This window comes from Myxococcus sp. CA051A (assembly GCF_013336705.1).
Classification (GTDB): domain Bacteria; phylum Myxococcota; class Myxococcia; order Myxococcales; family Myxococcaceae; genus Myxococcus; species Myxococcus llanfairpwllgwyngyllgogerychwyrndrobwllllantysiliogogogochensis.
In genome coordinates, this window is sequence record NZ_JABUMS010000005.1 from 294,176 (window position 1) to 319,729 (window position 25,554).

10 protein-coding genes (1 of these 10 running past the window's edge) are annotated in these 25,554 nt (G+C 69.6%); 3 read left to right on the forward strand and 7 right to left on the reverse strand.

Features of this window, described 5'->3' with window-relative positions:
• The 3 genes from HUA74_RS17450 to HUA74_RS17460 all read right to left on the reverse strand — a co-directional run.
• Window positions 1–12,146, reverse strand: the 5' portion of a protein-coding gene (locus HUA74_RS17450) for a non-ribosomal peptide synthase/polyketide synthase (protein WP_174455400.1). It extends 5,860 nt beyond the left edge of the window; the window shows 12,146 of its 18,006 coding nt (coding positions 1–12,146); it begins with the start codon at window positions 12,144–12,146; its stop codon lies beyond the left edge, outside the window.
• 187 nt (window positions 12,147–12,333) lie between these two features.
• Window positions 12,334–14,796 (reverse strand): acylase, encoded by a 2,463-nt coding sequence (locus HUA74_RS17455; RefSeq protein WP_174455401.1) that lies wholly within the window; start codon window positions 14,794–14,796, stop codon window positions 12,334–12,336.
• A gap of 176 nt (window positions 14,797–14,972) precedes the next feature.
• Window positions 14,973–16,130 carry a hypothetical protein gene (locus tag HUA74_RS17460; RefSeq protein WP_174455402.1) on the reverse strand — a complete coding sequence of 386 codons (1,158 nt, stop codon included), beginning with the start codon at window positions 16,128–16,130 and terminating at the stop codon, window positions 14,973–14,975.
• A gap of 168 nt (window positions 16,131–16,298) precedes the next feature.
• Here HUA74_RS17460 and HUA74_RS17465 point away from each other — a divergent pair, with 168 nt between their 5' ends.
• Window positions 16,299–17,174 carry a class I SAM-dependent methyltransferase gene (locus HUA74_RS17465; protein ID WP_371817251.1) on the forward strand — a complete coding sequence of 292 codons (876 nt, stop codon included), beginning with the start codon at window positions 16,299–16,301 and terminating at the stop codon, window positions 17,172–17,174.
• Here the strand turns inward: HUA74_RS17465 and HUA74_RS17470 are convergent.
• Genes HUA74_RS17470 through HUA74_RS17480 form a run of 3 tightly spaced genes read right to left on the reverse strand, consistent with a single transcriptional unit; the run spans window position 17,149 to window position 21,598 of the window.
• A complete protein-coding gene (locus HUA74_RS17470; protein ID WP_174455403.1) occupies window positions 17,149–18,471 on the reverse strand; it encodes a nucleotide disphospho-sugar-binding domain-containing protein in 1,323 nt (440 codons plus the stop codon). The two genes, HUA74_RS17465 and HUA74_RS17470, sit on opposite strands and share 26 nt — an antisense overlap.
• Before the next feature lie 8 nt (window positions 18,472–18,479).
• A complete protein-coding gene (locus tag HUA74_RS17475; protein WP_174455404.1) occupies window positions 18,480–19,532 on the reverse strand; it encodes a hypothetical protein in 1,053 nt (350 codons plus the stop codon).
• 26 nt (window positions 19,533–19,558) lie between these two features.
• The gene (locus tag HUA74_RS17480) at window positions 19,559–21,598 is read right to left on the reverse strand and encodes a carbamoyltransferase C-terminal domain-containing protein (protein ID WP_141640637.1); all 2,040 of its coding nucleotides are present in this window, start codon (window positions 21,596–21,598) and stop codon (window positions 19,559–19,561) included.
• Between the two features lie 653 nt (window positions 21,599–22,251).
• Here HUA74_RS17480 and HUA74_RS17485 point away from each other — a divergent pair.
• Complete coding sequence (locus HUA74_RS17485; protein WP_174455405.1) at window positions 22,252–23,715, forward strand: ATPase domain-containing protein; 1,464 nt, start codon at window positions 22,252–22,254, stop codon at window positions 23,713–23,715.
• Window positions 23,712–24,791, forward strand: a complete 1,080-nt coding sequence (locus HUA74_RS17490) for a hybrid sensor histidine kinase/response regulator (RefSeq protein ID WP_141640639.1) — start codon at window positions 23,712–23,714, stop codon at window positions 24,789–24,791. Before HUA74_RS17485 ends, HUA74_RS17490 begins: the two co-directional genes overlap by 4 nt.
• A gap of 41 nt (window positions 24,792–24,832) precedes the next feature.
• Here the strand turns inward: HUA74_RS17490 and HUA74_RS17495 are convergent, their stop codons facing one another.
• Window positions 24,833–25,450 (reverse strand): hypothetical protein, encoded by a 618-nt coding sequence (locus tag HUA74_RS17495; protein ID WP_141640640.1) that lies wholly within the window; start codon window positions 25,448–25,450, stop codon window positions 24,833–24,835.
• Window positions 25,451–25,554: the final 104 nt, after the last annotated feature.

Genomic DNA, 25,554 nt, shown 5'->3' on the forward strand with positions numbered 1-25,554 from the left:
TGCCACGCCGCGAAGTCGGCGTATTGATACTCGAGCTCCTTGAGGGGCGAGGGCTTTCCTCCGGAGAAGGCCTCATAGAGCGCGGCCACCTCGCGGATGAGCACGCCGGTGGACCAGCCGTCCGAGATGATGTGGTGCAGCGTCACGAGCAGCGTGTACGCGCGCTCGTCCTGCTGGATGAGCACGGTGCGCAGCAGGGGGCCCCGCTGGAGGTCGAACGGGGTCCGCGCCTCCTCGGCCTTCAGGCGCCGCTCCTCGGTGTCGCGCTCCGCCAGGGGCAGCCCGCGCAGGTCCACCCGCCGCAGCGGCAGCTCGCCCACCGGGGAGATGACCTGGATCGGTTGCCCGTTCTCGGCGCGGAACGCCGTCCGCAGGGGCTCATGACGCGCCACCAGCGCGGCGAACGCACGCTCCAGCGCGGTTGCGTTCAGGTCACCTTCGATGCTCAGCGAGGCGGGGATGTTGTACGCGGCGCTCCCCGGCTCCAACTGGTCCATGAACCACAGGCGCTGCTGCGCGAAGGACAGCGGCAGCGCCCCGTCGCGCGGCACGCGCACCAGGGGCGTCCACCGCACGCCCACCCCGGCGTCGAACGCTCGCTCGACGTGCTCCGCGAGCGCGCCCACGGTGGGCGCGTCGAAGAGCGCACCCACCGGCAGATCGATGCGGAAGGCATCCCGGACGCGGACGATGGCCTGCGTCGCCGTCAGCGAGTGGCCACCGAGCGCGAAGAAATCGTCATCCCGCCCCACGCGCGGTCGTCCGAGCACCATGGCGAGGATCTCCGCGATCCGCTCCTCGACCGGGGTCCTCGGCGCGGCATACGCCATGCCGTCCGTCACCGCCTTCACGTCCATGTCGGGCAGGGCCTTGCGGTCCACCTTGCCGTTGGGGGTGAGCGGTAGCGCGTCCAGGGTGAGGAACTCCGAGGGCACCATGGGCTCCGGCAGCCGTGTCAGCAGCCAGCCTCTCAGCTCCAGGGAGTTCGGCGGCGCGTCGTGAGCGACGACGTAGGCGATCAGCTTGCGGTCACCGCCGTCGTCCCGCACCGCCACGGCCACTTCCTTCACGGCCGAGTGCTCGGCGAGCACCGCTTCAATCTCGCCCAGCTCGATGCGGAAGCCGCGCACCTTCACCTGGTCGTCGATGCGTCCCAGGAAGTCGAGCTCGCCGTCGGCGCGCCAGCGCACGAGGTCTCCCGTGCGGTAGAGGCGCTGTCCCGGCGTGGAGGAGAACGAATCCGGCACGAACCGCTCGGCCGTCAGCGCGGGCTGCTGGCTGTAGCCACGCGCGACGCCCGCTCCGCCGATGTACAGCTCACCCGCCACGCCGACCGCCACCGGCATGAGGTGCGCGTCCAGCACGTACAGCTTCGTGTTGGCGATGGGGCGGCCAATGGGCACCGTGCTCCCGAGGGCGGTCTGGGGACCCACCTCGAAGGTGCAGCAGCCCACCACCGTCTCCGTGGGGCCGTACTCGTTGATGATGCGCGTGGCCGGCGCCCGCTCACGCCAGAATGCGAGCGCGGCGGAGGTCAGCGCCTCGCCACCCACGACGAAGCAGCGCACGCGGCCAGCCACGGCCACGTCGCCAAGCTGCGTCTCCAGGAGCGACAGCTGGGTTGGCGTCAGCTTGACGAGGGAGAGGTCCGTGCCCGAGCGCAGGACCTGGGCCAGCCCTTCGCCCGCCTTCGTGTCGGGCACCAGGACGACTCGTCCTCCCGCCATGAGGGGCGTCAGCAGGCTGGTGATGGTCAGGTCGAAGCCCAGCGGCGAGTGAACGGGCGCGCCCGCACCCGACGCCGCGTCATAGGCCTCGCGGCTCCACACGAGGTAGTTGACGGCGCCCCCGTGCGTCACCATGACGCCCTTGGGCCGGCCGGTGCTGCCCGACGTGTAGAGGACGTAGGCGAGTTGGTCCGAGTCCACCGTCACACCGAGGTCCGTGTCCTCCTCGGGGGACAGGTCGATCTCGTCGAGGCACACCTGCGGTCCCCCGGTGTCGGGGAGCTCGTCGCGGAGGATGGAATGGGCGACCAGCACCTGGGCCGCGCTGTCCTTGAGCACGTAGGCGAGCCGCTCATACGGGTAGCTCGGGTCGAGCGGCACGTAGGTACCGCCGGCCTTGAGGACGCCCAGCACGCCCACCACCATGTCGAGGCCGCGTTGAAGCGCGAGCGCGACCCGCACATCCTGCTTCACTCCGTTGCGCCGCAGGACGCGCGCGAGCTGATTCGCCCGCGCGTTCAGCTCGCGGTAGCTCAACGAGAGGGCGTCGACCTGGAGCGCCACCGCGTCGGGCGTCCGCTGTACCTGGGCCTCGAACAACGCGCCGACGTGCTTCGCGGGTGGCGCCTGCGTGGCCGTGGCATTCCAGGAGACGAGCAGGCGGTGACGCTCCTGTGCGTCGAGGAGCTGGCAGGACTCGTAGCGGCCCAGCGGGCGCAGCGCCATGTCCTCCAGCGCGCGCAGGTAGATGCCGGCGATGTATTCCAGCCGGTCCAGGTCCCACTCGCGCCCGTGGCTGCGCAGCGTGAGCTTCACGTCCTGGGTCTCCGGGTCCACGCTGAACGTCGTGTCGAGCGGCATGTCCAGCCACGACGTCTCCCAGTACGGCTCCACCAGCCTCATTCCCGGGATGCGCGTCAGCCCCTCGGAGACGTGGAAGTGGACGAAGTTGAAGAGGGCGTCGAACAGCGGGCGTCCCCCCAACTGTTGCTGCATCCGCGCCATCGGGTAGCGCCGATGCGGGGAGAGTGCCTGCTCGCGGGCGAACACCTCGCGGACCAGCTCCACCCAGGTACCTCCGCCGAGCCGCACCGGGAAGGGGACGCTGTTGAGGAACAAGCCCAGCACCCGCTCGCCGTCGCTCACCTCCGGGCGGCCGTTCACCACGAAGCCCGTCACCACTTCGGAGGCCCCTTCGAGCACCCCTCGGACCCGCAGGTGCGCCGCGAGCAGGACGCTCTTGATGGGCACCACGGCCTGATGGGCCAGAGCCCGGAGCCCCCTGGCCAAAGGCTCCGTCAGCGGGAACTCGCGAAACAGAAGCGGGCCCGGCGCCTGGGCTCCCGTCCGGCGGGCGGCGTCCACGCGCACGCGTGACACCTCGGCCAGCCGCTCCTGCCAGTAACGCTGCGTCTCCTCGGAGTCGAGCGCCTGACGCTCCAGCGCCACGAACTCGCGGTACACCGCCTCCAGCGGAGGGACGGGCGCCGCCGCGCCCCGCCGAACGGCCAGGTAGCGAGGGACGAGCTCGGTCAGCAGTGACGCGAAGCTCCAGCCATCGAGAATCGCGTGGTGGAAGATGACGGACAGCTGCACCGTGTGCTCACCGCGCCGGTGGAAGCCGAAGCGGAGCAGGGGCGCCCGGTCCCAGGCGAAGGGGCGGCTGCGCTCACGGCCGATCCACTCCCGCAGCACGGTGTCCTGCTCGGCGCGGGACAGGTGACCGAGGTCCTCCACGTGCAGCGGCACCTCCGCCTCGCGGTGGACGAGCTGTAGCGGGACGCTGTAGCGGACCAGATCGAACGAGGTCCGGAGCACGGGGTGGCGCGCGGCCAGCTCCTGGAGGACGTGCCGCAGCGGCTCGGGGCTGGCGTCCTCCAGCTCCAGGTGGAAGCTGAAGGCGTCATGGTAGAGCGCCGACTGCTGGCTGTACTCGCTCTGGAAGAGCATGCCCACCTGGAGCGCGGCCAGAGGGTAGGCGTCCATGACGTCCGCGGGCAGCCGCGCCCGGTCCTCGGAGGACACCAGGGAGAAGGGCTGGCTCGCCGCCGCCGTCCGGGGTGGCTCCTGGTGCAGGAGCGTCTCGGCCATGGCGCGGACGGTCTGCTTCTCCAGGAGCGTCGCCACCGACAGCTCGACGCCCCGCTCGCGGCAACGCGCCACGTACTGGATGGCGCGGATCGAATCGCCGCCCAGGTCGAAGAAGCTGTCGTCGATACCCACGGTCTTCACGCCCAGCGTCTCCGCGCCCACTACGGCGAGGATCTCCTCGGTAGGAGTGCGAGGGGCCACGTAGGTCGTGCCGAGCTCGGGGCGCGCCCCATCCGGCGCCGGCAACGCGCGACGGTCGACCTTGCCGTTGGCCGTGAGCGGCAGATCCGCGAGCGTTACGACGGCGGCTGGCACCATGTGCGCGGGCAGCTTGTCCGACAGGAAGGACCGCATCCCGTCGACGGTCACCGTCTGGCCCTCGACGGGAACGACATAGGCCACCAGGGACTTCTCTCCGGCGAACTCACGCGCCACGACCACGGTGTCCCGCACCGCCGGGTGGCGTCGCAGGGCGGTCTCGACTTCCCCTGGCTCGATTCGAAAGCCACGGACCTTCACCTGGTTGTCGACGCGGCCGAGGAACTCGAGCGTGCCGTCACGGCGCACGCGGCACAGGTCGCCGGTGCGGTACAGCCGGGCCCCGGGCGTGGTGCCGAAGGGGTTCGGGATGAAGCGCTCCGCGGTCAGCGCGGGCTGGTGGAGGTAGCCGTGCGCGAGCCCGTCTCCCGAGGCGTACAGCTCTCCAGGCGCGCCGATGGGGACCTGCGCCAACGCCGGGTTGAGCACGTACACCTGTGTGCCCGGGACGGGCCGACCCAGGGGCACGCCCGCGCGGAGTTCCTCACGGTCCGTTACCGGGAAGCAGCAGGTGAACGTCGTGTTCTCCGTGGGACCGTAGCCGTTGATGACCCGGCAGGTGGGGTAGGTCTCGAGCACGCGCGCCACGTGCGGAGCCGACAGCACGTCACCGCCGGCAAGCAGCTGACGCACCGGGGCCAATGCTCCGAGGTGCGTGTCGACGACCTGGTGGAACAGGCCCGCCGTCAGCCACACCGTGGTGATGTGCTCACGGGAGATGAGCCCGCCCAGCTCGTCGAGTGACGGCGCGTGCGGCGGCGCGATGACCAGCCGGGCGCCGTTCAGCAGCGCGCCCCAGACCTCGAAGGTGGACGCGTCGAAGGCGAGCGGCGCCAACTGCAGGAGGGTCTCCTCCGACGACAGGCGCACGTAGCCCGGCTCCTGGACCAGCCGGAGCACTCCGCGATGGGGCACCGCGACGCCCTTGGGCGTTCCGGTCGAACCGGAGGTGAACAGGACGTAGGCCTCGGACTCCGGGCCCACCGCGTGCGCCAGGTCGTGCTCCGGCCTCTGTCCAATCGTGGCCTCATCGCGGTCCATGCACACGAGCTGGGCCCAGTGCGCGGGCAGCTCGTCGGCGACCTCCGAGCGCGTCACGATGGCCGCCGGCCGTGCTTCCTCCAGCAGGAAGGACAGGCGCTCCGCCGGGTAGCTCGCGTCGAGCGGGACATAGGCGCCGCCGGCTTTGAGGATCGCCACCATGCCGATCACCAGCTCCAGCGAGCGCTCCAGCGCCAGGGCCACGCGGCTGCCAGGGCCCACGCCGAGCCCGCGCAGGTGGTGGGCGAGCTGGTTGGCGCGGCGGTTGAGTTCGCCGTAGGTGAGCGTCTGCTCCTGGAAGACGAGGGCCACCGCGTCCGGCGCCGCCGACACGCGCTGCTCGAAGCAGGCGGGGATGCACGCGTCCGGAGCGATGTGCCGCGAGGGGCCATTCCATGCCGCCAGCCGCTGGTGCTCCTCGCGGGTGAGCATGGGCAGGGTGGAGATGCGCTGTCCGGGGGCTTCGACGGCGGCGTGGGCCAGCAGGAGGAAGTGCTCCCACAGGCGCGCCATCCCCTCGCCGTCGAGGACGTCGGTGTTGTACTCGGCGACGACGCTCAGCCCCTCACGGTCGGGTGTGAGGATGAGCAGCAGGTCCCAGCGCGCCAGCCCGTTGCTCGCGCCTTCCATGAGCTCCAGGGCGAGGCCCGGCAACCGCATCGCGGGCATGGGGGCGTTCTCGAGGACGAGCTTGGCCTGGAAGAGCGGCTGTCCCGTGGCGGCGCGCTGGTCGCGCAGCTCCTGGACGAGCCGGCCGAAGGGCGTGTCCTGGTGCTCGTAGGCCTCCAGGGCGACCCGCCGTACGCGCGAGAGGAGCTCCTGGAAGGTGGGCTGGCCCGACAGCGGCGTGCGCAGGACGAGCTGGTTGGTGAAGAAGCCGATGATGCCCTCGAGCGCGTCGTGCTCGCGGCTGGCGATGTCGGTGCCCACGACGATGTCGTCCTGCCCCGTGTGGTGATGGAGGAGGACGTCGAAGACCGCGAGCAGCGCCATGAAGAGCGTGGCGCCTTCGCCGCGAGCGAGCGACTCCAGTCGCGCGGTCAGCTCCGCGGGGAAGGTGAAGCGCCGACTGTCACCACGGAATCGCTCACCCGGAGGGCGCGGCGTATCGGTGCGCAACTGGAGCGTGGGCAGCTCCGTCAACTGCCCCCGCCACCAGGCCAGGTTCTCCGCCAGCACGCCGGACTCGAGCCAGCCGCGGTGCCACGCCGCGTAGTCGGCGTACTGGATGGGCAGCTCCGCCAGCGGCGAGGGCCCGCCCTGGCTGAAGGCGCCGTAAAGCGCCGCGAGCTCGCGCAGGAACACGCCGCCCGACCAACCGTCGGAGACGATGTGGTGCAGCGTCAGGCAGAGGATGTGCTCGTCCTCACCCAGGCGGACGAGCACCGTGCGCACGAGCGGCCCGTGCGCCAGGTCGAACGGGCGCACGGCCTCTTCGCGCGCCAGGCGCCGAGCCTCCGTCTCCGCCTCCTCGCGCGAGCGGCCACCCAAATCCTCCACCGGCAGCGCCAGTTCCCCCGGAGGCAGGATGACCTGCACCGGGCGCCCGTCCACCTCGCGGAAGACGGTGCGCAGCGCCTCATGCCGGCGGATGAGCTCGGCGAGACCTCGCTCCAGGGCGGGCACGTGGAGCATGCCGCGCATCCTCACCGCGGCGGGCACGTTGTAGAGAGGCGAGCCCGGGGAGAGCTGGTCGGCCAGCCACAGGCGCTCCTGCGCCAACGACAGCGGAAGGGGCCCGGTGCGCGGCACCCTGGCGAGCGGCGGCGGGGCCCTGCGGGGCTGCTGCGCGCTTGCGTCGATGCGGCGGGCCATCACGGCCACGGTGGTCGCATCGGTCATCAACGCGGTCAGGGGCAGGTCCACGCCGAAGGCGGTACGGATGCGGGAGATGACCTGGGTGGCCATGAGCGAGTGACCGCCCAGGTCGAAGAAGTCGTCGTGGATGCCAATGCGGTCCGTCCGCAGCACCTCCGCCCAGATGGCCACCAGCTTGTGTTCCGTGTCCGTCGTGGGCGCGGCGTACTCCTCGCCCAGTGTGAGGCGCGGGTCCTCCGGCGGAGGCAGGGCCTTGCGATTCAGCTTCCCGTGGTGGGTCAGCGGGAGCGCCTCGAGCGGGATGAAGGCCGAGGGAACCATGTACTCCGGCAGTCGCGACTCGATGGCGCCGCGCAGCCCGCGCGCCACCTCGAGCGAGGCCACCACGTAGGCCACCAGTCGCGGATCGCCCGCGACGTCCTCTCGGACGATGACCGCCGCGTCGCGCACGCCCGGTTGCGCGCGCAGCGCAGCCTCGATCTCACCCGGCTCGATGCGGTAGCCGCGCAGCTTCACCTGGTCGTCGACACGTCCCACGTACTCCAGGTCGCCGTCGGCGAGGTGTCGGACCCGGTCGCCCGTGCGGTACAGCCGGGCACCGGGCACCGCGGAGTAGGGGTGGGGGATGAACCGCTCGGCGGTGAGGTCCGGGCGGCCCAGGTAGCCTCGCGCCAGGCCCACCCCCGCGACGTACAGCTCGCCCGGAACACCGGCCGGCACGGGCTGGAGCGCGTCATCCAGCACGTACACCTGGACGTTGGCCATCGGCCTGCCCAGCGTGGGGCGCTCGGGGTCCATCGCCGTATTGAAGGTCGCGCAGACGGTGACCTCGGTGGGGCCATAGGCGTTGACGAAGCGCAGCCGGTCCGCCCAGCGCAAGGCGATCTCCGGCGTGCATGCCTCGCCCGCCGTGAGCACGGTCCGCAGGCTCGTCACTCCCGCGGGGAAGAGCTGCGCGAGGACGGATGGCGTCAGCGTGACGACGGTGATGGCCTGCTCGTTCAGGGTCTGCTCGAGCGGAGCCCCCGGCATCAGCCGCTCCCTGGGCACCAGGACCAGCGTGGCCCCCGACAGCAGTGGCGGGAAGATGTCGGACACCGCCGCGTCGAAGCTCAGCGCGAAGAACTGCAGGAGGCGGCTGCCCACCTCCAGCTTCATCACCGCGAGCGTCTGCCGCGCGGTGTTGCACAGGCCCCGATGCTGGAGGAGCGTCCCCTTGGGGCGGCCCGTCGAGCCCGAAGTGTAGATGACGTACGCGAGGTTGCCGCCAGTGGCGCCAGCGTCGAGGTCCTCCGTGGACTCGAGGCGGACCTCGGCCTCCACGTCCTCCAGGCACAGCGCCCGGGCCTGCTGCCCGCCCAGCCGGTCGACCAGCGCGCGGCGCGTGAGGACGAGCGGCGCGCGCGTATCGTCGAGGATGAGGGCGAGCCGCTCCACGGGCTGGCCCGGGTCGAACGGCACGTACGCGCCGCCCGCCTTGAGAATGGCGAGCAGCCCCACGACCATCTCGAACGAGCGCTCGACGCACAGGCCGACGAGGACCTCCGGCCCCACGCCCCGGCGCCGAAGCACCCGCGCAAGCCGGTTGGCCCGCGCGTTGAGCTCGCGGTAGCTCAGCTCTTCACCCTCGAAGCTGAGCGCCACTGCGTCGGGTGTGCGCGCAACCTGCGCCTCGAAGAGCCGGTGAGCGCAGACGTCCTCCGGCTCACCGGGGACGGCGCCGCTCCACTCGACGAGCAACTGGCGGCGCTCCGCTTCATCCAGCGGGGACAGGGACGCCAGTGGCGCCGAGGGCTGGGAGACCGCGGCCTCCAGCAGGGCGCCGAGGTGCTTGACGAGCTGGCGCGCCGTCGCCGCGTCGAACAGGTCCGTGCTGTACTCCATCCGGCCGTGGAGACCCTGGGCGCTCTCCGCGAGCGCGAGGCGCAGGTCGCTCTGGACCAGGCGGCTCGGCAGCTCCAGTTGCTGAAGCTCCAGCCCAGGCAACGGCTGCGCGGAGAGCGGGTCCGGCAGGATGGCCAGCACCACCTGGAACAGCGGCGAGGCCCCGAGGTGGCGCGTCGGCCGCAGCGCCTCCACCAGCTTCTCGAACGGCAGTTCCTGGTGGGCATAGGCCTCCAGGGTGACGTCCCGCACGCGCGCGAGCAGCTCGTGGAAGGTGGCGGCGCCCGCCAGCCGCGTGCGCAGGACCAGGGTGTTGACGAAGAAGCCGATGAGCCCCTGCGTCTCCGGGCGGTCACGACCGTTGATGGGCGTGCCCACGCAGATGTCGTCCTGCCCCGAGTAACGGGCCAGCAGGAGCTGGAACGCCGCCAGCAACACGACGAAGGGTGACACGCCCTGCTCGCGCGCAAGGGACTTCACCTGCTCCATCAGCGGGGCCGACAGCTTCACCTCCACGCTGTCACCCTGGTGCGTGGACACCGCCGGCCGGGGCCGCGCAACGCCCAACTCCAGCACCTCGGGCGCACCCTCGAGCTGCCGACGCCAGTAGCCGAGCAGCCGCTCCAGCGTCTCGCCCCGCAGGTGCTCGCGCAGCCACGCGCCGTAATCGGAGTACCGCAGCGGCAGCTCGGGCAGCGCCGCCGGCTGACCGGAGGTGTGCGCCGCGTAGAGCGCCGCGAGTTCGCGGACGAGCACCTCCATGGACGCGCCGTCCGAGACGATGTGGTGCATCGTGAGCACGAGCACGTGCTCCTGCTCGCCGGTCCGCAGAAGGAGCCCGCGCAGGAGCGGCCCTTGCGTCAGCAGGAAGGGCCGAAGCGCCTCGGCGTCCGCACGTCGCTGGACCTCCCGTTGGCTCTCGGCGGCCGGCCGCGTGCGCAAGTCGTCGGTGGTGAGCGTGAAGTCCGCGTCCGGCGAGACGATCAGCACGGCCGGACCTTCCGTCTCCACGGCGCGGAAGGTGGTCCTCAGCGCTTCGTGGCGGCGCACGATGTCCTGGAACGCGCGCTCCAAGGCCCCGGTGTCCAGGGCGCCCTTGAACCGGACGGCCACGGCGAGGTTGTACAGGGCACCGCCCGGCTGGAGCTGCTCCAGGAGCCATAGCCGCTCCTGGCCAGGGGAGAGCAGGGGTGGCGTGTCGTCCGCGCGGCGAGTGATGGCCGGGAGCACCGCCTTCGCGGCCGAGCGCCGTCCGTGCAGCAGCGCCGCCAGCTCCGTGACGCTGGGGCCTCGCAGCAGCTCCTCCATGCGCAAGGAGACGCCCGTGGCGATCTCCAGCGTATGGCCCAGCTCGATCGCGACGAGCGAGTCGAAGCCGAAGCGGGTGATGGGCACGGCGGGATCCAGCTCCTCCGCCCGGACACGCAACCGCCGGCCCAGGGTGTCCCGCAGCCAGGTGGCGGTCTCCTCCAGGGTCGCACTCGAGGACAGCGCCACTGTCTCCGGAGCTGTCGCGCCGGTGTCCGTGGCCTCCTCGCGCCAGGTCGACACGAGGGCCAGCTCGCTGGCGACGAACGCCGCGCGGGTGCCGTTGCGCTGGATCTTCCCGCTGGACGTCTTGGGAATACTGCCGGGTTCAATCAACGCGAGCGCGTGGAGCTGGACGTCGTGCTGCTCCGCGAGCCGGCGGCGCACCAGGGCCGTCACCTCGGCTGCGTCCACCAGCTTGCGGACATCCACCTCCTGGACAACGACGAGCCGCTCCTCACCGTCGATGTCCAAGGCGAAGGCGGCGGTGCAACCGGGGCGGAGCGCGGGGTGGCTCTGCTCGACGGTCAGCTCCAGGTCCTGGGGATGGATGTTGCGGCCGCGGAGGATGATGAGGTCCTTGAGCCTCCCGGAGACGAACAGCTCGCCTTCGTGCAGGAAGCCAAGGTCGCCCGTGCGCAGGAATCGCCTGTCACTTCCGGGCACCTGGGCCTCGAACGCGCGGGCTGTCTCCTCGGGACGTTGCCAGTAGCCCCGCGCCACGCTCGGGCCAGAGACCCAGATCTCTCCCACGGTGCCCGGCGGGCACGGCGCGCACGTCGCGGGGTCCACGACGCGCAGTTCCTGGTCCGGCAGGTTCCCGCCGCAGCCGACGCGCACCTGTCCCTCGGCCGTCGTGTCGACTCGGGCCTCATTGCGCGCCAGCGCTCCGGGCGAGAACGAACGATGGACGGGGAACACGCCCTTCTTGCCGCCCGAGACGATCAGCGTGGCCTCGGCGAGGCCGTAGCAGGCGTAGAGCGCCTCGGGGCGGAACCCGCTCGGCGCGAACGCCTCCGTGAAGCGCGCGAGCACCTCCGGGCGGATGGGCTCGGCGCCGCAGAACGCGACCTCCCAGGCGCTGAGGTCGAGCGCCGCGCGCTCCTCGGGCGTGCTCTTGCGCACGCACAGGTCGAACGCGAAGTTCGGGCCGCCGCTGATGGTGCCCTTGAAGCGCGACACGGCCTCCAGCCACCGGAGCGGGCGCTTGAGGAAGTCCAGCGGCGACATCAGCGCCACGGGGAACCCCATGTAGAGCGGCTGCAGGATTCCGCCGATGAGCCCCATGTCGTGGTAGGGCGGCAGCCAGATGACGCCCACGGAGTCCTGGCGGCTCTCGAACGCGTGAGCGATGAGCCCCAGGTTGTGCAGCAGGTTGCCGTGGCTGAGCATCACCCCCTTGGGTGTGCCCGTGGAGCCGGAGGTGTACTGGAGGAAGGCCAGCGCGTCCGGCCCGACGTCCGCCGGCGTCCAGTCGTGCCCCGTGTCCTCGGGGAGCGTGTCGGTGGCCACCCACTGGAGCGACTGGAGCTCCGGGGCCTGCTCGAACAGCATCTCCGCGAAGGACGCGATGAACGAGGTGGTGAGCACCACCGTGGCCCGTGCATCCTCGATGATGGCCCGCAACCGGGGCAGCGTCCGCCCGAGCCGGAGCGGATCCGGAGGGTAGGCCGGCACCGCGACCCGCTGCGAGTACAGGCACCCGAAGAAGCCCGCGATGTACTGCAGGCCGGGCGGGTACAGCAGCACGACGCGCGCCCCGGCGGGAGCCACCGCCTCCAGCGCCGCGCCAATGCGCCGGGCCCAGCGGTCCAGCTCCCCGCCCGTCATCCCGCTGGCGGCCCCGTCCTCTTCCAGGAACGTGTAGAGCGGGTCCTCTGCCCGGCCCTGCGCCCGCTGACGCAGAAGGCCGACGAGAGACGTGGAGGAGCCAGGAGACGAGGTGGAGTGGGCGGACATGAAGTTCACGTTTCCAGTGTCTCGGGCACCTGGCGGGCCAGGCCTGGGCGGGCGGTGCCGAGCACGACGGGTGAAGGCTCGTCCCCCGAGGTCGGAGGACGGGTTTCACTCGTGATGACATGCAAGTGAGGAACGGCCCCCCGGGGACAGCCGGAGGCCCTGTCGAGGCTCTGGAGGTACAGAGGGGTTACGGAGCCGACACGGACTGCACCACCAGGGCCGGGTCCGCGAGGATCTGCTCCTCGGTGAAGCGGATGTCGCGCCACTGCTTCCCGGAGAAGAGCTCCGTCTGGTCCGAGTAGTAGGGCGAGGCGGGATTGGACGACTGGCCGTAGGTCATCAAGGCTCGCGCCTGCACGCCGGTGTCGGTGAACTCCAGGGCCATGAGGAAGCTGGACCCGGAGGTGATGACGTAGCCGTCCGACGTCAGGCCCGTCTCGCCATTGAGCAGCCTGGCCCGCGCGGGCGGCACGTCGATGAGCGTGGACTGGATGGTGCCGTAGTTGACGACGTTCGCCACGCCGTCGCGGTTGTGGCCACCGTGGATGGGGATGCGCAGGCCGCGGCGCGGGGTGAACTGCACGGTGCCCAGGGGCGCGTCCAGGGAGATGTTCGAGGACGTCAGCAGCGTCACCGCCTGCGCGAGCTTGACGAGCATCGGGTCCTCACCCTGCGCGGGGGCGGGCGTGAGGGTGCCAGGCGTGGTGAAGGGCGCGTTGACGTCGAAGGCCGTGTCGAAGAGCGTGCCCTTGTTCAGCAACTGGTTCACCAGATAGGTCCCGATGAACTCGCGCCAGAGCACCGCGCCCACGCTGTCCACGTCGAAGCGACCGTTCCAGGCGGCGAGGATGGCGCAGGCCCGGGAGAGGTCCACGCTCCTGCCCTGGTAGGTCGCGGTGGGCGTGGCCTGGCAGCGCTCCACGACTCCGGGGCGCAGCATCTCCGCCACGAGGCCGCGGTTGCTGAGGATGGCGGCCTGGAGCTCGTCGAGCGTGAACTTCCCATCCGCGCCGGAGGCCCCTTCCGCCGTCTGCTCGGTCAACATCACCAGGTTCATGCGCGAGCGCGGCTGCTGGCTCCTGCGCGTGGGACCGTGCAGGGGGGACAGGTCCGGCAGGGGCTCCGCCGGATTGGTGAGCCAGTAGCTGTCGTTGGCGTTGAAGACGAAGTCACGCCGCGCGAGCTGAGGCACGCGGGCGAAAGGGATGAGTCCCGGGCTGCGTCCGCCGGGAGTGGCCACCCACTCATTGACGGAGGTGCTGCCGTCGAGCAGCACGAGGTTGAGGTTGCGCAGGAACAAGGTCGCCTGCGGGTCCGCGCCCGAGCTGGCCGTGCGCCAGGCGTCGATCGCCGCGCTGCTCAGGTCGGGCGTGGCCGCGGCGTCCGCGTACCAGGTGTTGCCGTCACGGTCCGCCGCCAGGGTGTTGACCCAGGGGATGCCCTGGATGGTGGCGAAGGCCTCCTTGAACTCCTGGAGGTTGCGCGCGCGGTTCATCGCGTGGAACTGGGCCAGCAGCGTGGAGTTCTCCAGGTTGGCGTCGCGATAGGTGAAGGCGACCGTGGAGGTCCAGTCCGTGGCGCCGGGGATGGCGAGCATGGGGCCGACGTGGCTGCTGTAGAGCGTGCGCTTCACGTTGGTGAGCGAGCCCTCCGGCAGGCGCACGAGGATGGTGTGTTCCCGCGCCGTCATCTGCCGCTCCTGCCCGTCATACAGGTAGTGGGTCGGCTTGCCGGGCACGAGCTTCAGCCGGTACAGCGTCATCCGCTGGCCGGCGGACACCGTGTGCGTCCAGGCGACGTTATCGTTGAAGCCGATGAGCACCCCCGGCACGCCCAGCAGGCTCGCGCCGTAGACGTTCATCACGCCCGGCACGGTGAGGTGGCTCTCCCAGAGCCGCAGCTCGCCCTGCCAGGGAAAGTGGGGGTTGGCCACGAGCATGCCGCGGCCCCGTTGTGAGCGATCGGCGCCAATGGCCCAGCCGTTGCTCCCCGTGTCGTGATCGCGCAGCTCCTTGAAGGCCTCCGGTGACGGCACGGTGATGCGCATGCCGCCCGTGGTCGTGGGCGGCTGGGCATTGGTGACCGCGGCGACGAACTGGTAGCTGCTCATGAGCAGCGCCAGGCTGACGTGGTAGGCCATCAGGTCCACGTCGCTGATGGGCCTCACCCACGCGGCGTTGACGCAGCCAGGGGGCAGTCCGGCGGGGCCCACCTCCTCGAGGTAGCGGTTGTAGCCCGCGACGTAACCCTCGATCATCGACTTCACGTCCACCGGCAACCTGGGGAGCGCCTCCCGCGCGCGGCCGTAGACGTCCAGCGCGAGGTAGCCGAAGTCACTGGCCACGTTGGCATTGCCAGCGCCCGCGCCCAGGAACCGGGCCCGCTCGCTGCGGACCTTGAGGACTTGATCCGCCAGGGCGCAGACGTGCTCCTGGGCAAAGGCATAGCCCTGGCCGAAGGCCGCGCTGCCCAGGTCCCTGGCGGTGATGTGGGGAATCCCGTGGCGGGTGAGCCGGATCGTGGCCTCGTAGCCCGGCGCGGCGATGGGAGGCGGCTCCGGGACCGTGTCTTCACCACAGGCGGCCAGGGTGAAGATCGCGAGGGTCGCGAGCACGCAGCGCAAGAATGTGCCGCGAAACGAGCAGTTCATGAATGACAAGGGAGACCTGGAATAACGGTGGTTGAAGTCAGCCATGTAGACTAAGGAAACATGGCTCAAGTGGTCAAACCGGCAATATGCTTCCTTCGACCACGAGTCCGTCCGGACCTGAAACACCCGCTCATGTCAAAAGCAGGTGTCCGGACAGCACGTCGCGCGGCGGTGTGCTAGGCGACCCGCGCTTCGTCCCGGAGCCGCGCCTCGTTGGCCGGGGGCGAGGGTGCCCAGAGCGCCTCCGGGGGCTCGCCGAAACAGTCCGGCACGACGTGGATGCCGTAGACGCACTCGTGGCGATGCGTGCCCAGCTCGAGCAGCCGCTCGCAGCGCGGTGAATCGAAGTCCACGTCATACAAGGCGGCCGGCCGCTGGCTGCCCACGAGGAAGCGGTTTCCCCCCAGGGGCGCGAGACCGCGGACGAAGGGTGGATCTCCGGGGATGGCCACCTGCCGCTTCCAGCTCCCATCCACCGCCTGCTGCACGACCTGGTTGTTGTGGGTGTCGTTGTAGACGAGCGTGTCCCGGTGCCGCAGCAGGTTGTGGTTGGGCCGCAGGATGCCGTCCTGGCGGGCGACGACGCGCGCGGGCCCCTGGTCTGGCAACAGCACGCCCACCCAGGAGGAGGCCGTGAAGCTCGAGGCCAGGAAGCGCAGGTCGAACGCGCTCGAGGCCTTCGTCTTTCGCGTCCCGCGCCCCAGCCGCCGCAGGAGCGCGTCGGGAAGGTCCGTCAGCGCCTGGATGCGTCGTGAGAGCCGGGACGGGACGAAGCCGAAGGACACGAGCAGCCCCTCGGGGCAGCGTGCCACGCCATTCACATGGACGAAGTCGAAGAAGGCGGGGAGCCGGCGCGGGTCCCGGTAATCGTCGCTCAGCGCTCCGCCGAGCGCGTCCGCCAGCTTCAGCTCCCGGGCCAGCGCGGGGTCCTCCCGCCAGCTCCACGCGCGCAGCACTGCGCCGTCCCAGCCCAGCTTCATCACCATGTCCGATGCGCTGGCCGTCACCCAGACGCCATCCGGTTCGACCAGGAGGTCATGCACCTGGCCGAGGAGGGGATGGCTCAGCTCGCCCACCTGCCTCCACTCGCGATTGAAGACGAAGAGGCGATCCGTCACCGCCACCACGAGCCGCTCCCCGTCGCCGCTGATGCCGCGACCGCCCCTGAGCCCTCCGCGCGGGTTCGGGTCGTACGCGCGAAAGGGACTCTCCGGAATGGGCCAGTCCGCCAGGACGCGCCGCTCCTTCAGGCTGACCAGTCGCACGGAGCCGCTGCGCTCACCGGGCTCGGTGATTCGGATGATGCTGCTGACCAGCAGGCGGGTGTCATTCATGGAAGGAGCTTCATCGAGGCCTGTTTATACATAATCAGGAAATGTTTACATTCGAGATTAATCGCGATTCCTTGACCTCGCGGTATACCGCATGGAACCATCCAAGACACTCGCGGACGCCGGCAGGGTGTCGTGAGTGCCCCTCCCTCCGAAGAAAGGCAGGCCCGCGTGAACCCCGGGGTTGAGCTGTCCCATCAGGTGTCGTCGCTTGCCACGCGCTTCCAGGGCTTCTTGAGGATGGAGCCCTCCGCCGCGAACGCGGGCATCCTCGTGTGGCTCCAGGAGGTGGAGACCCTGGGCGCGATGCTGACGAACGGGGCGGCGGCGCGGCTGGGGCCTCATGCCGCGTCGGTGGACAACCTGCGGAGCTCCGTGCACGCCGCGCTCGGGCGGCTGCTGGACTTCAAGTGGGCCTCCCCGGAGGTCAAGGCGGCGGCGCGCGGGTACATGGAGCGCAACCCGGCGCTGCGGCAGGTGGGCCGCTACCGCTTCTCCACGGACTGGATGTCCAAGTGCGAAGCCGAGTGGCGCGAGGTGCTCTCGCCGTTGATGGGGCAGCCTGGCGCGAGGGTGCTGGAGATTGGCAGCTTCGAGGGGCGCTCCGCCATCTGGCTCCTGGAGAACGTGCTCACGCACCCGACATCGCGCATCACCTGCGTGGACCTGTTCGAGGGGAATGCCGCGCGCTTGTTCGACGAGAACATCGCCACGAGCGGCGCGGGCGAGCGCGTGGAGAAGCTGGCGGGCCTGTCCCATGTCGCCCTGCGCCGGCTTCCTCCCGAACCCGTGTATGACTTCATCTACGTGGACGGCTCACACGAGACGTACGACGTCCTGGAGGACGCCGTGCTGTGCTGGCGGCTGCTGAAGCCGGGTGGGGTGATGACCTTCGACGACTACGGCATGGCCGCCGCGCAGCTCGCGGACTTCCAGGACATCTCGCGCCCGGACGTCGGCATCGACGCGTTCCTCTCCGCTTCGGCCAGGCACCTCCAGGTGGTGCGCAAGGCCTTCCAGGTCACCGTGCGGAAGAACCCGGCCTGAGCCGCGCGCCCTGGGCCTCGGGCGCCTGGAGGAGCCGCTCGAGGGCGTCCGCGGCCGAGTTGTTCCGCTCGTTCTCATGGAAGCAGGCGCGCATGGCGGCCAGGGCCGCGCGCCACCGCGGCTCGCCCACCAGCGAGTCCAGCGATGCGAGCAGGTGCTCCAACTTCAGCGTCTTCGCGGGGCAGGAGATGCCCAGCCCCCGGTGCTCCACCGCGCGCCCCACGCCGGGCATGTCGAACACGAACGGCACCACGACCATGGGCACGCCGAAGTAGATGCACTCCTTCACCGTGTTGAAGCCGCCGTGCGTGACGACCGCGGTGGCGCGCTCCAGCAACTGGAGCAGGGGCGCGGAGTGGACGGCCACCACGTTGGGCTCCGCGTCGTAGGGCTTCGGGTCGTGGGCGGGCGTCACCGCGAAGACGAACTGCCACTGGGGCCTCGCCCGCGCCGCGGCGAACACGGTGTCGAGCACCTGCTGCTCTAGCGCTCGGCGGAAGGCGCCCTGGCTGCCCAGGGAGAAGAGGATGAGGGGCTTGTCGGCGGCGAGCCGCTCCCAGGGGAAGTCCATGGGGGCCCGCTCCAGGTCGATGCTCGGCCCCGCGTAGATGTAGTGGGACTCCACGTAGCCATCGGGCTCGGCGAACTCACGCGGGGCGAGGACCAGCTCTGGCAGCCGGGGCGCGAGCAGGCGCTCGGGCTCCGTCGCGAGCGCCTCCACCGGATAGCCGTAGCGGCGTGCGATGCGCGCGCTGCGCTCGTTCATCCGGGGCGCGATGCCCAGCGCCCCCATCACTCCGAGCAACGCCCGGATTGCGTGGGCGCGCAGCCTGCGGGAGGGCTCCGTGGGTGGGCGAGACAGGAAGGGGTGGATGAACTCGCGGGGCACGGAGGTGTTGAAGAAGACCGCTGGGACTCCATGGCCATGGGCCACCAGCGCCGTGTACGGGAGGAGGGTGTCGCAGACCACCAGGTCCGGTCGCACGCGCTCGAAGACTCCGTCGAGCGCGCCCTCCGCGATGGCCAGCAGCGCGGCGTCGACCCGGCGCGTGAGTGCGCGGAGCTGGCGCACGTGCCCCAGGAACCCGGAGGCCTGGAAGGGGTCGAAGCTGCCCTTGGGCAGTTGCTCCTCGAGCACGGGGATGAACTCGCCCCCGCGGCGGGTCACCAGTTCCTGGCAGTCCAAGGGGCCCGCGTAGACCACGCGGTGGCCTCGCTGGCCCAGTGCCCGGGCGAGCTTCAGGGTGGGATTGATATGGCCATGGCCCGCGAAGGGCGCGAGGAGGATGGTCGCCATGAGGGGAGTCAGTCCTTGATGGCGGGGGTGCTCGCGAGGGCCGTTTCGGAGGCCTCGCGGAACCGCTCGAAGACGGCCTTCGCGCGCCGCAGCCGGCCCATCCAGTCCGCGGTGGGATGCAAGTCGAGCCGGGTGAAGAACGCATCGAAGCGCGCCTGGAACGCCAGCCTCTCGTCGCCGGGGGCGTCTTTCTGGAGCACCATCAGCGCGAGGAAATAGAGGCCGAAGAACCAGAACGCGGCCTCCCGGTGCCGCCCGGCATCGATCATCTCCTGGGTTCCCTCCAGGTAGGCGCGCCTCAGGTGCGCGCGAAGCTTGAAGCCGTACGGGATGTCGCCCCGCTTCACTTCAATCGCGCGGTCAAAGGCCCTCATGAAGTCCGCGTGGAAGTGCTCCACTTCCGCTTTCGACAGGCTCGCGCTGCCCAGCAGCTCCAGCGATTCCTCGTGCAGGGCAGCCAGCCCCTGTCGCTCCAGCAACTCCCCCGAGAGGACGAAGCACTGGCGCACCGTGATGGGGCGCAGGTGTGACAGCGCCACGAGCCCCGACAGGTAGACCAGGGCGGCGTGGTAGTGCATGAGCATCAGCGGATACATCCCCGCCGCGCGGGCCTGGGTGGCCTGCTCCAGGTGCGTCAGGAAGGTGCGCTGGTGTGCCTCGCACCGGGCACGCACCCAGGGGCGCCGGGGGAACTCCACGGCGACGCGCTCGTGCAGCTTCTGGAAGGCGCCGGTCGGGTCCGACAGGATGACCCCCGCCGCGAGGTTGTCCGCGTGCTCCGGGGTCGCGACGATATCCTCGGCGCGCTGGAAGAGCTTCGCGTCCAGGCAGCCGCACTCCACGATGACCTCCTGGTGCACGAACTCCAGGGGCGGCATCCGGACCTCGTTCGCGTCCGTCGTGGCGATGACGATATCGACGTCACGCCACGGCGCGAAGGGCGCGTCCAGCGGCATGCGCGTCGAACTCCCCGCGACATAGGCGCCCAGGAAGCCTGGGATCCGGCTGCCTTCCGTATCGACCCAGTGCTTCGTCCGCTGGAGGGCTTCCCGTACGTTCATGGTGTTCTCGAGTGCGGGCTGGCGGCTCACGACATCCGCAGGATGCGCGCCACCTGCAGCGCGCGCGCGGGATCTCCGTTGACGGAGATCTTTCCCTGGCCGAACAGCGACTGGGCCTCGTTGGGGTCGTTGTAGAGCCGCTGGAAGTCGCTCTCCGAGAGTTCGAGCACCACGTCCGGGGTCTTCTGACGGCCCTCGAAGAGGGTCGGCTGCTGGCGCGACAGGTCCATGGTGAAGGTCCGCACGCCGCTCAGGCGCAGCTCGAACACCCCGCCGATACGCTTCGCCTCCTCGACGTTGCGCTCCAGCGCGGGCTTGATGCGCTCCAGCAGCAGCTTGTCCAGGGGCAGGTCCACGGACGTCCGCGTCGCCACCTTGAAGAAGATGCGGTCCTCCAGCACCAGCGCGTCCAGCGCGCAGCTGAGGAAGAACCGGATGGCCTCCTCGGGCGTCTCCACGATGGGCATGCCCTTGCGGTTGAAGGAGGTATTGAGCAGCACGGAGATGCCGGTGACCTCCTTGAACTGCTTCAGCAGCCGGTAGTACGCGGGGGACACGTCCTCGGTCACCGTCTGGATGCGCGCCGAGAAGTCCTGGTGCACGACGCTGGGGATGCGCGAGCGCCACTCCGGACGCACCGGCGCCACCATGACCATGTACGGGCTCTCGTAGTCGCAGTCGAAGTAGGTGGAGCAGTCCTCGCGCAGCACCGACGGTGCGAAGGGACGGAAGTCCTCACGGAACTTCACCTTGCTGTTGATGAAGTCGCGCATCTCCGGCAGGCGCGGGTCCGCCAGGATGCTGCGGTGGCCGAGCGCGCGCGGACCGAGCTCCGAGCCCCCCTGGAACCAACCCACCACCTTGCCGTCCGCGAGCAGCTCCGCGGTGCGCCGGTACACGTCCTGCGCCGGCTCCTCCTTCAGCAGGTCGTCGTGGTTCTTGAGGGCCGCGTCCACCTCGTCGCGGCGGTAGTGCCGGCCGAACGCCGAGGAGCCCGTGGCCTTCACCCGCTCGCGCTTGAGCACCTCCTGCCAGCCGTAATACGCGCAGCCCACCGCCAGCCCGTTGTCACCCGCCGCCGGCTGGATGAACATGTTCTTGAAGCGAGACTGCGTGCGGATGACGCGGTTGGCCACCGCGTTGAGCGCCACGCCTCCCGCGTAGACGAGGTTGTCCGACGGCGCCTGCTCGTAGCGGTGGTTCACGACGTAGAGCAGGGCCCGTTCCACCTCACGCTGCAGCCACCACGCGAAGTCCGCGTGTGCCTGGAAGCCCTCCTTGAAGTCCGTCTTGTTGCGCGCCGGCCGCGTGAAGCGCTCCATCCAGTCGTAGCGCACGAAGACGCGACCGTCCTTCAGGTCGAAGATGGGGAAGTCGTGCTGGTTCGGGCGGCCAAACGGCGCAAGCCCCATGAGCTTCCCCGGGTCCTCGAAGCCCGCGAACACGTACACGCTCGCCGCCAGGTACATGCCTCCAATGGAGTGCATCGTGAAGTTGGGACGCATGGGGTACTGCTTGATGCCCATGCCGGCCTCGGAGAAGTCCTTGTAGACCGGGCGCATCCGGCCCTGCTCGTAGTGGTAATAGCTGTCCTTCTCGAAGTAGAGGTGCTCCAGTTCCTTGGCGGGCGTCACGCCCAGGGTGCACCCTTCACGGTCCAGGCAGTCATCGAAGGAATTGCCGCTGCCATCGATGATGAGCACCGAGGCTTCGTCGAACGGCGACGCGCAGATGGCGCTGAAGGCGTGCGCCAGGTGGTGGGAGATGGTGACGAGGGGGACGTTGGTTCCCTTCACCACCCGAGGCCCCTGGAACCAGTCGTCCGCCCCCACCAGCATGCCGAAGTTGTCGTTCTGCACGACCACGGCCACGTCGTCGATGGTGATGCCCTCGGCCTGCAGGCAGTAGCTCACCGCGTCCGAGTCGTTGCCACCGTCGTGCTTGCGCCGGGTGATGCGCTCCTTCTCGATGGCCACACAGATGCGCCCATCCTTGATGAGGCACGCCGAGCCGTCGTGAGAGAGACCCGTACCAAGGACGTAGGTGGACTTGACGTTTCGAGCCATTCCTGGATTCTCCGTTTAATGCGCGCTGACGACTCAGTCGCACTGTATTGAAAAACCCGCCTAAGAGGAAAGAGTCCCGCGTTCAGGTTGGCGATGACCTCAGGAACCTCGACGACCCCCTCGTCTTCGGTGGTGGCTCCGCGCCGCCCGATTGACGTCCCTGGAGAATCGCGAGCTCGGGCACCTTGAGGCGCTCCGGTCAACGCCAATAACATCCACAATCCGTCGCGCGTGGAGGGTGGGTTGCGTCTGGCTTTCTCGATGGGTTCATGTGCGGCCAGTTTTACTGGTCCGTTGAGATAAGCTGGTTTTCCTGGAGGTTGACTCGGGGGGCTCGAACCACTGCTCCAACGCCTGCCAGTGAGATGGTCGCCGCACGTGCAGTTCCTCTGGCTGGTGCCAGGGGAACGCGCGCCAGGTCCAGCGCACGGGGGCTGGACGGCATACGGCAGGCGTCCAGCCCTTCGCTGGTTCAGCACCCAGCCCTTCAGGGCTGGAGGATGCTGACTGCTGAACAGTCCGGGGTCGTCGAACGGCGTTTCGGGGTGGCGGGTCGCCCGAGCCAACCGCAGGTTGCGCGCTGTGCCGTCGCGTGCACACCTCCTGGCTCAGGCCTCCCTCGCCTGGGTCTTCACGTTCCCCGGAATTCCCGAATGAGTCCGCCGCAGAACTTCGACACCGGCATTCCCAGCCTCAACGTGCTCCTTGCGGGTGGGTTGCCTCCTCGCCAGTCCATCATCGTCACCGGGACGCCCGGCAGCGGCAAGACGGTGCTGTGCAGCCAGGTGGCCTTCGCGGCCGCGTCGCGGGGCATCCCCGTCGTGGTGGTCACCGTCACTTCCGAGCCTCATGACAAGCTGGTGGATGCGCTGTCCGGCTTCGCCTTCCACAAGCCCGAGGTGCTGGGCGACATGCTGTTCCTCATCAGCGCCTACTCGGCGCTGAAGCGGGGCGCCAAGGAAGCCAGGGACCTGCTCCTCCAGACGGTGCGAGAGCGCGGCGCCCGCCTGCTCTTCATCGACGGCCTGCGCTCCATCCGCGACCTGTGGCAGGACGAGGCGCGGTTGCGCGAGTTCCTCTACGAGCTGGGCCTCGGCCTGGCGGCGCTCAACTGCATTGGCATCTTCACCACGGAGTATCCGCTCCAGCGACTGATGGAACTGCCGGAGGCCACCACCATGGATGGCATCGTGGCGGTGTCCGTCCGGAGCCAGGGCGCGCTCCGCATGCGCCGGGTGGAGGTGGTGAAGCTGCGCGGTCGTCCACACCTGATGGGTGAGCACGTCATGCGCATCACCATGCAGGGCGTGGACTTCCTGCCTCGCCTGGAGGCGACGCTGCCTGCCGTGCCGGAGGCTCCTCTGGACCTCGAACGCAGGGGCTTCGGGCTTCCGGAGCTGGACACCTTGATGTACGGCGGCTTTCCGTCCAACAGCGCCACGTTGATCGCCGGGAGCATGGGCATCGGCAAGACGCTGATGGCGTCGTACTTCGCGCTGGACGGTGCTCGCCGTGGGGAGAAGGCGCTCTTCGTCTCGTTCTTCGACTCACCCGAGCGCGTGCTCGCCCGCGCGCTGCGGGTGGGGCTGGACATGCGGCCCGCGTACGAGTCCGGGATGCTGGAAATCATCAACGAGCTGCCCGCGGAAGCCGAGGCAGACGTCCTTGTCCGCCGCATCCTCCAGCGCATCGAGGAGCGGGGCGTGAAGCGCGTCGTCCTGGATGGGCTGGCGGAGCTGGAGCAGTCCATCATGGAGGGCGAGCGACGCCGCGCCTTCCTGGCATCCCTGTCGCTGCGCCTGCGGCAACTGGGGGTGACGTCGTTGTTCACCCGCGAGGTCTCCAAGGTCGTGGGCACCGAGCTGGATTTCAGCGATTCGCCCGTGGCCATGCTGGCGGAGAACGTGCTGCTCCTGCGCTTCGTGGAGCTGCACGGCCGCCTGCACCGGATCCTCTCCATCCTGAAGATGCGCGACAGCAAGTACGACAGCACCGTGCGCGAGTTCGAGGTGGCCGATACGGGCCTGCGGGTGCTCGCCCCCATGCGTTCCTCTCAGGGATTGCTCACGGGTCAGGCCCGTCCGGTGGGAACCACCATCGGTGGGAGCACGACATGAGCCTGATCCTCATCGCCGAGGACGAAGAGGCGCTCCTGGAAGTGTTCTCCGAGGTGCTGGAGGACCTGGGCCACCGCGTCGTGCGAGCAAGCAATGGCGAGGAGGCCCTGATGCTCGCGCGCACGGAGCCTCCGGACCTGGTCATCAGCGACCACATGATGCCCCGGCGCACGGGGATGCAGTTGTTCTATGCGATGCGCTCGGAGCCCGCCCTGGCGCATGTGCCTTTCGTGCTCCTCAGCGCGGCGCGCCCAACCGGTCGCGAAGAGGCGGAGACGTTCCTGGCCAAACCGGTGGACCTGGCCACCTTCGAGAAGACCGTCAGCGCCGCGCTGGCCCGTCACGAACGGGCCATTCCGGACACACCTCCGCCTTCGCGCGATTCCGCCACCTCCTTGGGAGCGGCGCGCGAGGAGATGCTCAACTGGGTCGCACATGAGCTGAAGACGCCGCTGAGCTCCGCGCGCCTCAACGTCCAGCTCCTGCTTCGCAAGCTGCTCAAGCGTGGCGCCCCCGAAGACGAGCAACGCTCCGCGGAGTCGGTGATGCGCCAGCTCGACCAGATGAACGGGTTGGTGACCTCCATCCTGGACGCCTCGCGACTGGTGGATGGGAAGCTGGAGCTCCAGCGCGTGCCCGCGCCCCTGGTTCCCTTCCTCCAGGAAGTCGTCCAGGACTGGTCCGAGGCCCAGCCAGAGGTGACCTTCCGGCTGGAGGCGCAAGAGCCTCCGGAGCAGGTGTTCTTCGACGCGGAACGGACGCGGCAGATCCTCAACAACCTGCTGTCCAATGCGGTGAAGTATCGCGGCGCCTCTCGCGAGGTGGACATCCGGACGGCGTTGGATCCAGGCGCGGTCCTCATCCATGTGCGAGACAAGGGCGTGGGAATCCCGGCCGCCTCGCTGCCCCACGTCTTCGACCGCTTCCGGAGAGCGGACAGCCAACAGGGGAGGGGCCATGGACTGGGCTTGTTCATCGCCTCGTCGCTCGCCCGGCTTCACGGTGGCTCGCTGGCCGCCCGCTCCCAGATGGGCGAAGGCTCCACCTTCACCCTCCGACTGCCCCTCCGCTCCTGAAGAAGGGGGCCGGGACGCGCTCCCGGCCCCTCTCTCGAAGGCTACTGCTGACGGCCTTCGATGGCGCACATCAGGACCGCCGCGGCGATGCCGAGCCGCCGGTCGAGCAGGTTCCGGTCGTCCATCGAGAAGTCCAGGTCGATCTTCTGGATGAACGGGTTGAACCGCTGGTGGAAGGCGAGGACCTTCGTCTCGCCCAGCTTCCCGGAGAAGGACTGCGGCACCAGGTTGGTGAGGAAGCGGCGCACCAGCGCCAGCATCATGCTGTCCTCTTCAATCTTCCCCGTCTCCTGGTCGTTCGCGTCCAGCACCAGCCACTGGTCTCGGAGGATGGAGCGCAGGCCCTTGCGGCGCAGCGCGCCCACGCGCTCTCCCGTGGCGGCGTCCGTCACGTCGTACGTCATGCCGAAGTCGAGGATGCCGCGCGCCTTGATGGTGAGCAGCTCCTCACGCATCTCCTCATCTCCGTAGATGCGCAGGTCCTCCTTCAGCTTGAAGGCCTTCATCTTCGAGTAGAACGCGAGGTTGCCCACCTCGTCGTAGATGTGGAAGGCGCCGCCGAACAGCTTGAAGAACTTCCGGCGAATCATGTAGCGCGTCTGACCAAAGCGGCCAGCGGCCAGGGAGCTGGGGGAACGGGTCTGGAGTGCGGATGACATGGCCCCCCCCATAGCAAAATCCGCGTCCCGCAGCCGCCCCAAGGGGCCGCCGGTTCCGTGGGCCGGGTCGCGCTCTCCCGGCCAGACTCGGATATGCTCGGGTT

What these genes read in the sequence shown, in the direction of transcription:
- HUA74_RS17455 (WP_174455401.1), bottom strand. Translation starts at nt 14,796, where the DNA reads ATGAACTGCTCGTTTCGCGGCACATTCTTGCGCTGCGTGCTCGCGACC.
- HUA74_RS17460 (WP_174455402.1), bottom strand. Translation starts at nt 16,130, where the DNA reads ATGAATGACACCCGCCTGCTGGTCAGCAGCATCATCCGAATCACCGAG.
- HUA74_RS17470 (WP_174455403.1), bottom strand. Translation starts at nt 18,471, where the DNA reads ATGGCGACCATCCTCCTCGCGCCCTTCGCGGGCCATGGCCATATCAAT.
- HUA74_RS17475 (WP_174455404.1), bottom strand. Translation starts at nt 19,532, where the DNA reads ATGAACGTACGGGAAGCCCTCCAGCGGACGAAGCACTGGGTCGATACG.
- HUA74_RS17480 (WP_141640637.1), bottom strand. Translation starts at nt 21,598, where the DNA reads ATGGCTCGAAACGTCAAGTCCACCTACGTCCTTGGTACGGGTCTCTCT.
- HUA74_RS17485 (WP_174455405.1), top strand. Translation starts at nt 22,252, where the DNA reads ATGAGTCCGCCGCAGAACTTCGACACCGGCATTCCCAGCCTCAACGTG.
- HUA74_RS17490 (WP_141640639.1), top strand. Translation starts at nt 23,712, where the DNA reads ATGAGCCTGATCCTCATCGCCGAGGACGAAGAGGCGCTCCTGGAAGTG.
- HUA74_RS17495 (WP_141640640.1), bottom strand. Translation starts at nt 25,450, where the DNA reads ATGTCATCCGCACTCCAGACCCGTTCCCCCAGCTCCCTGGCCGCTGGC.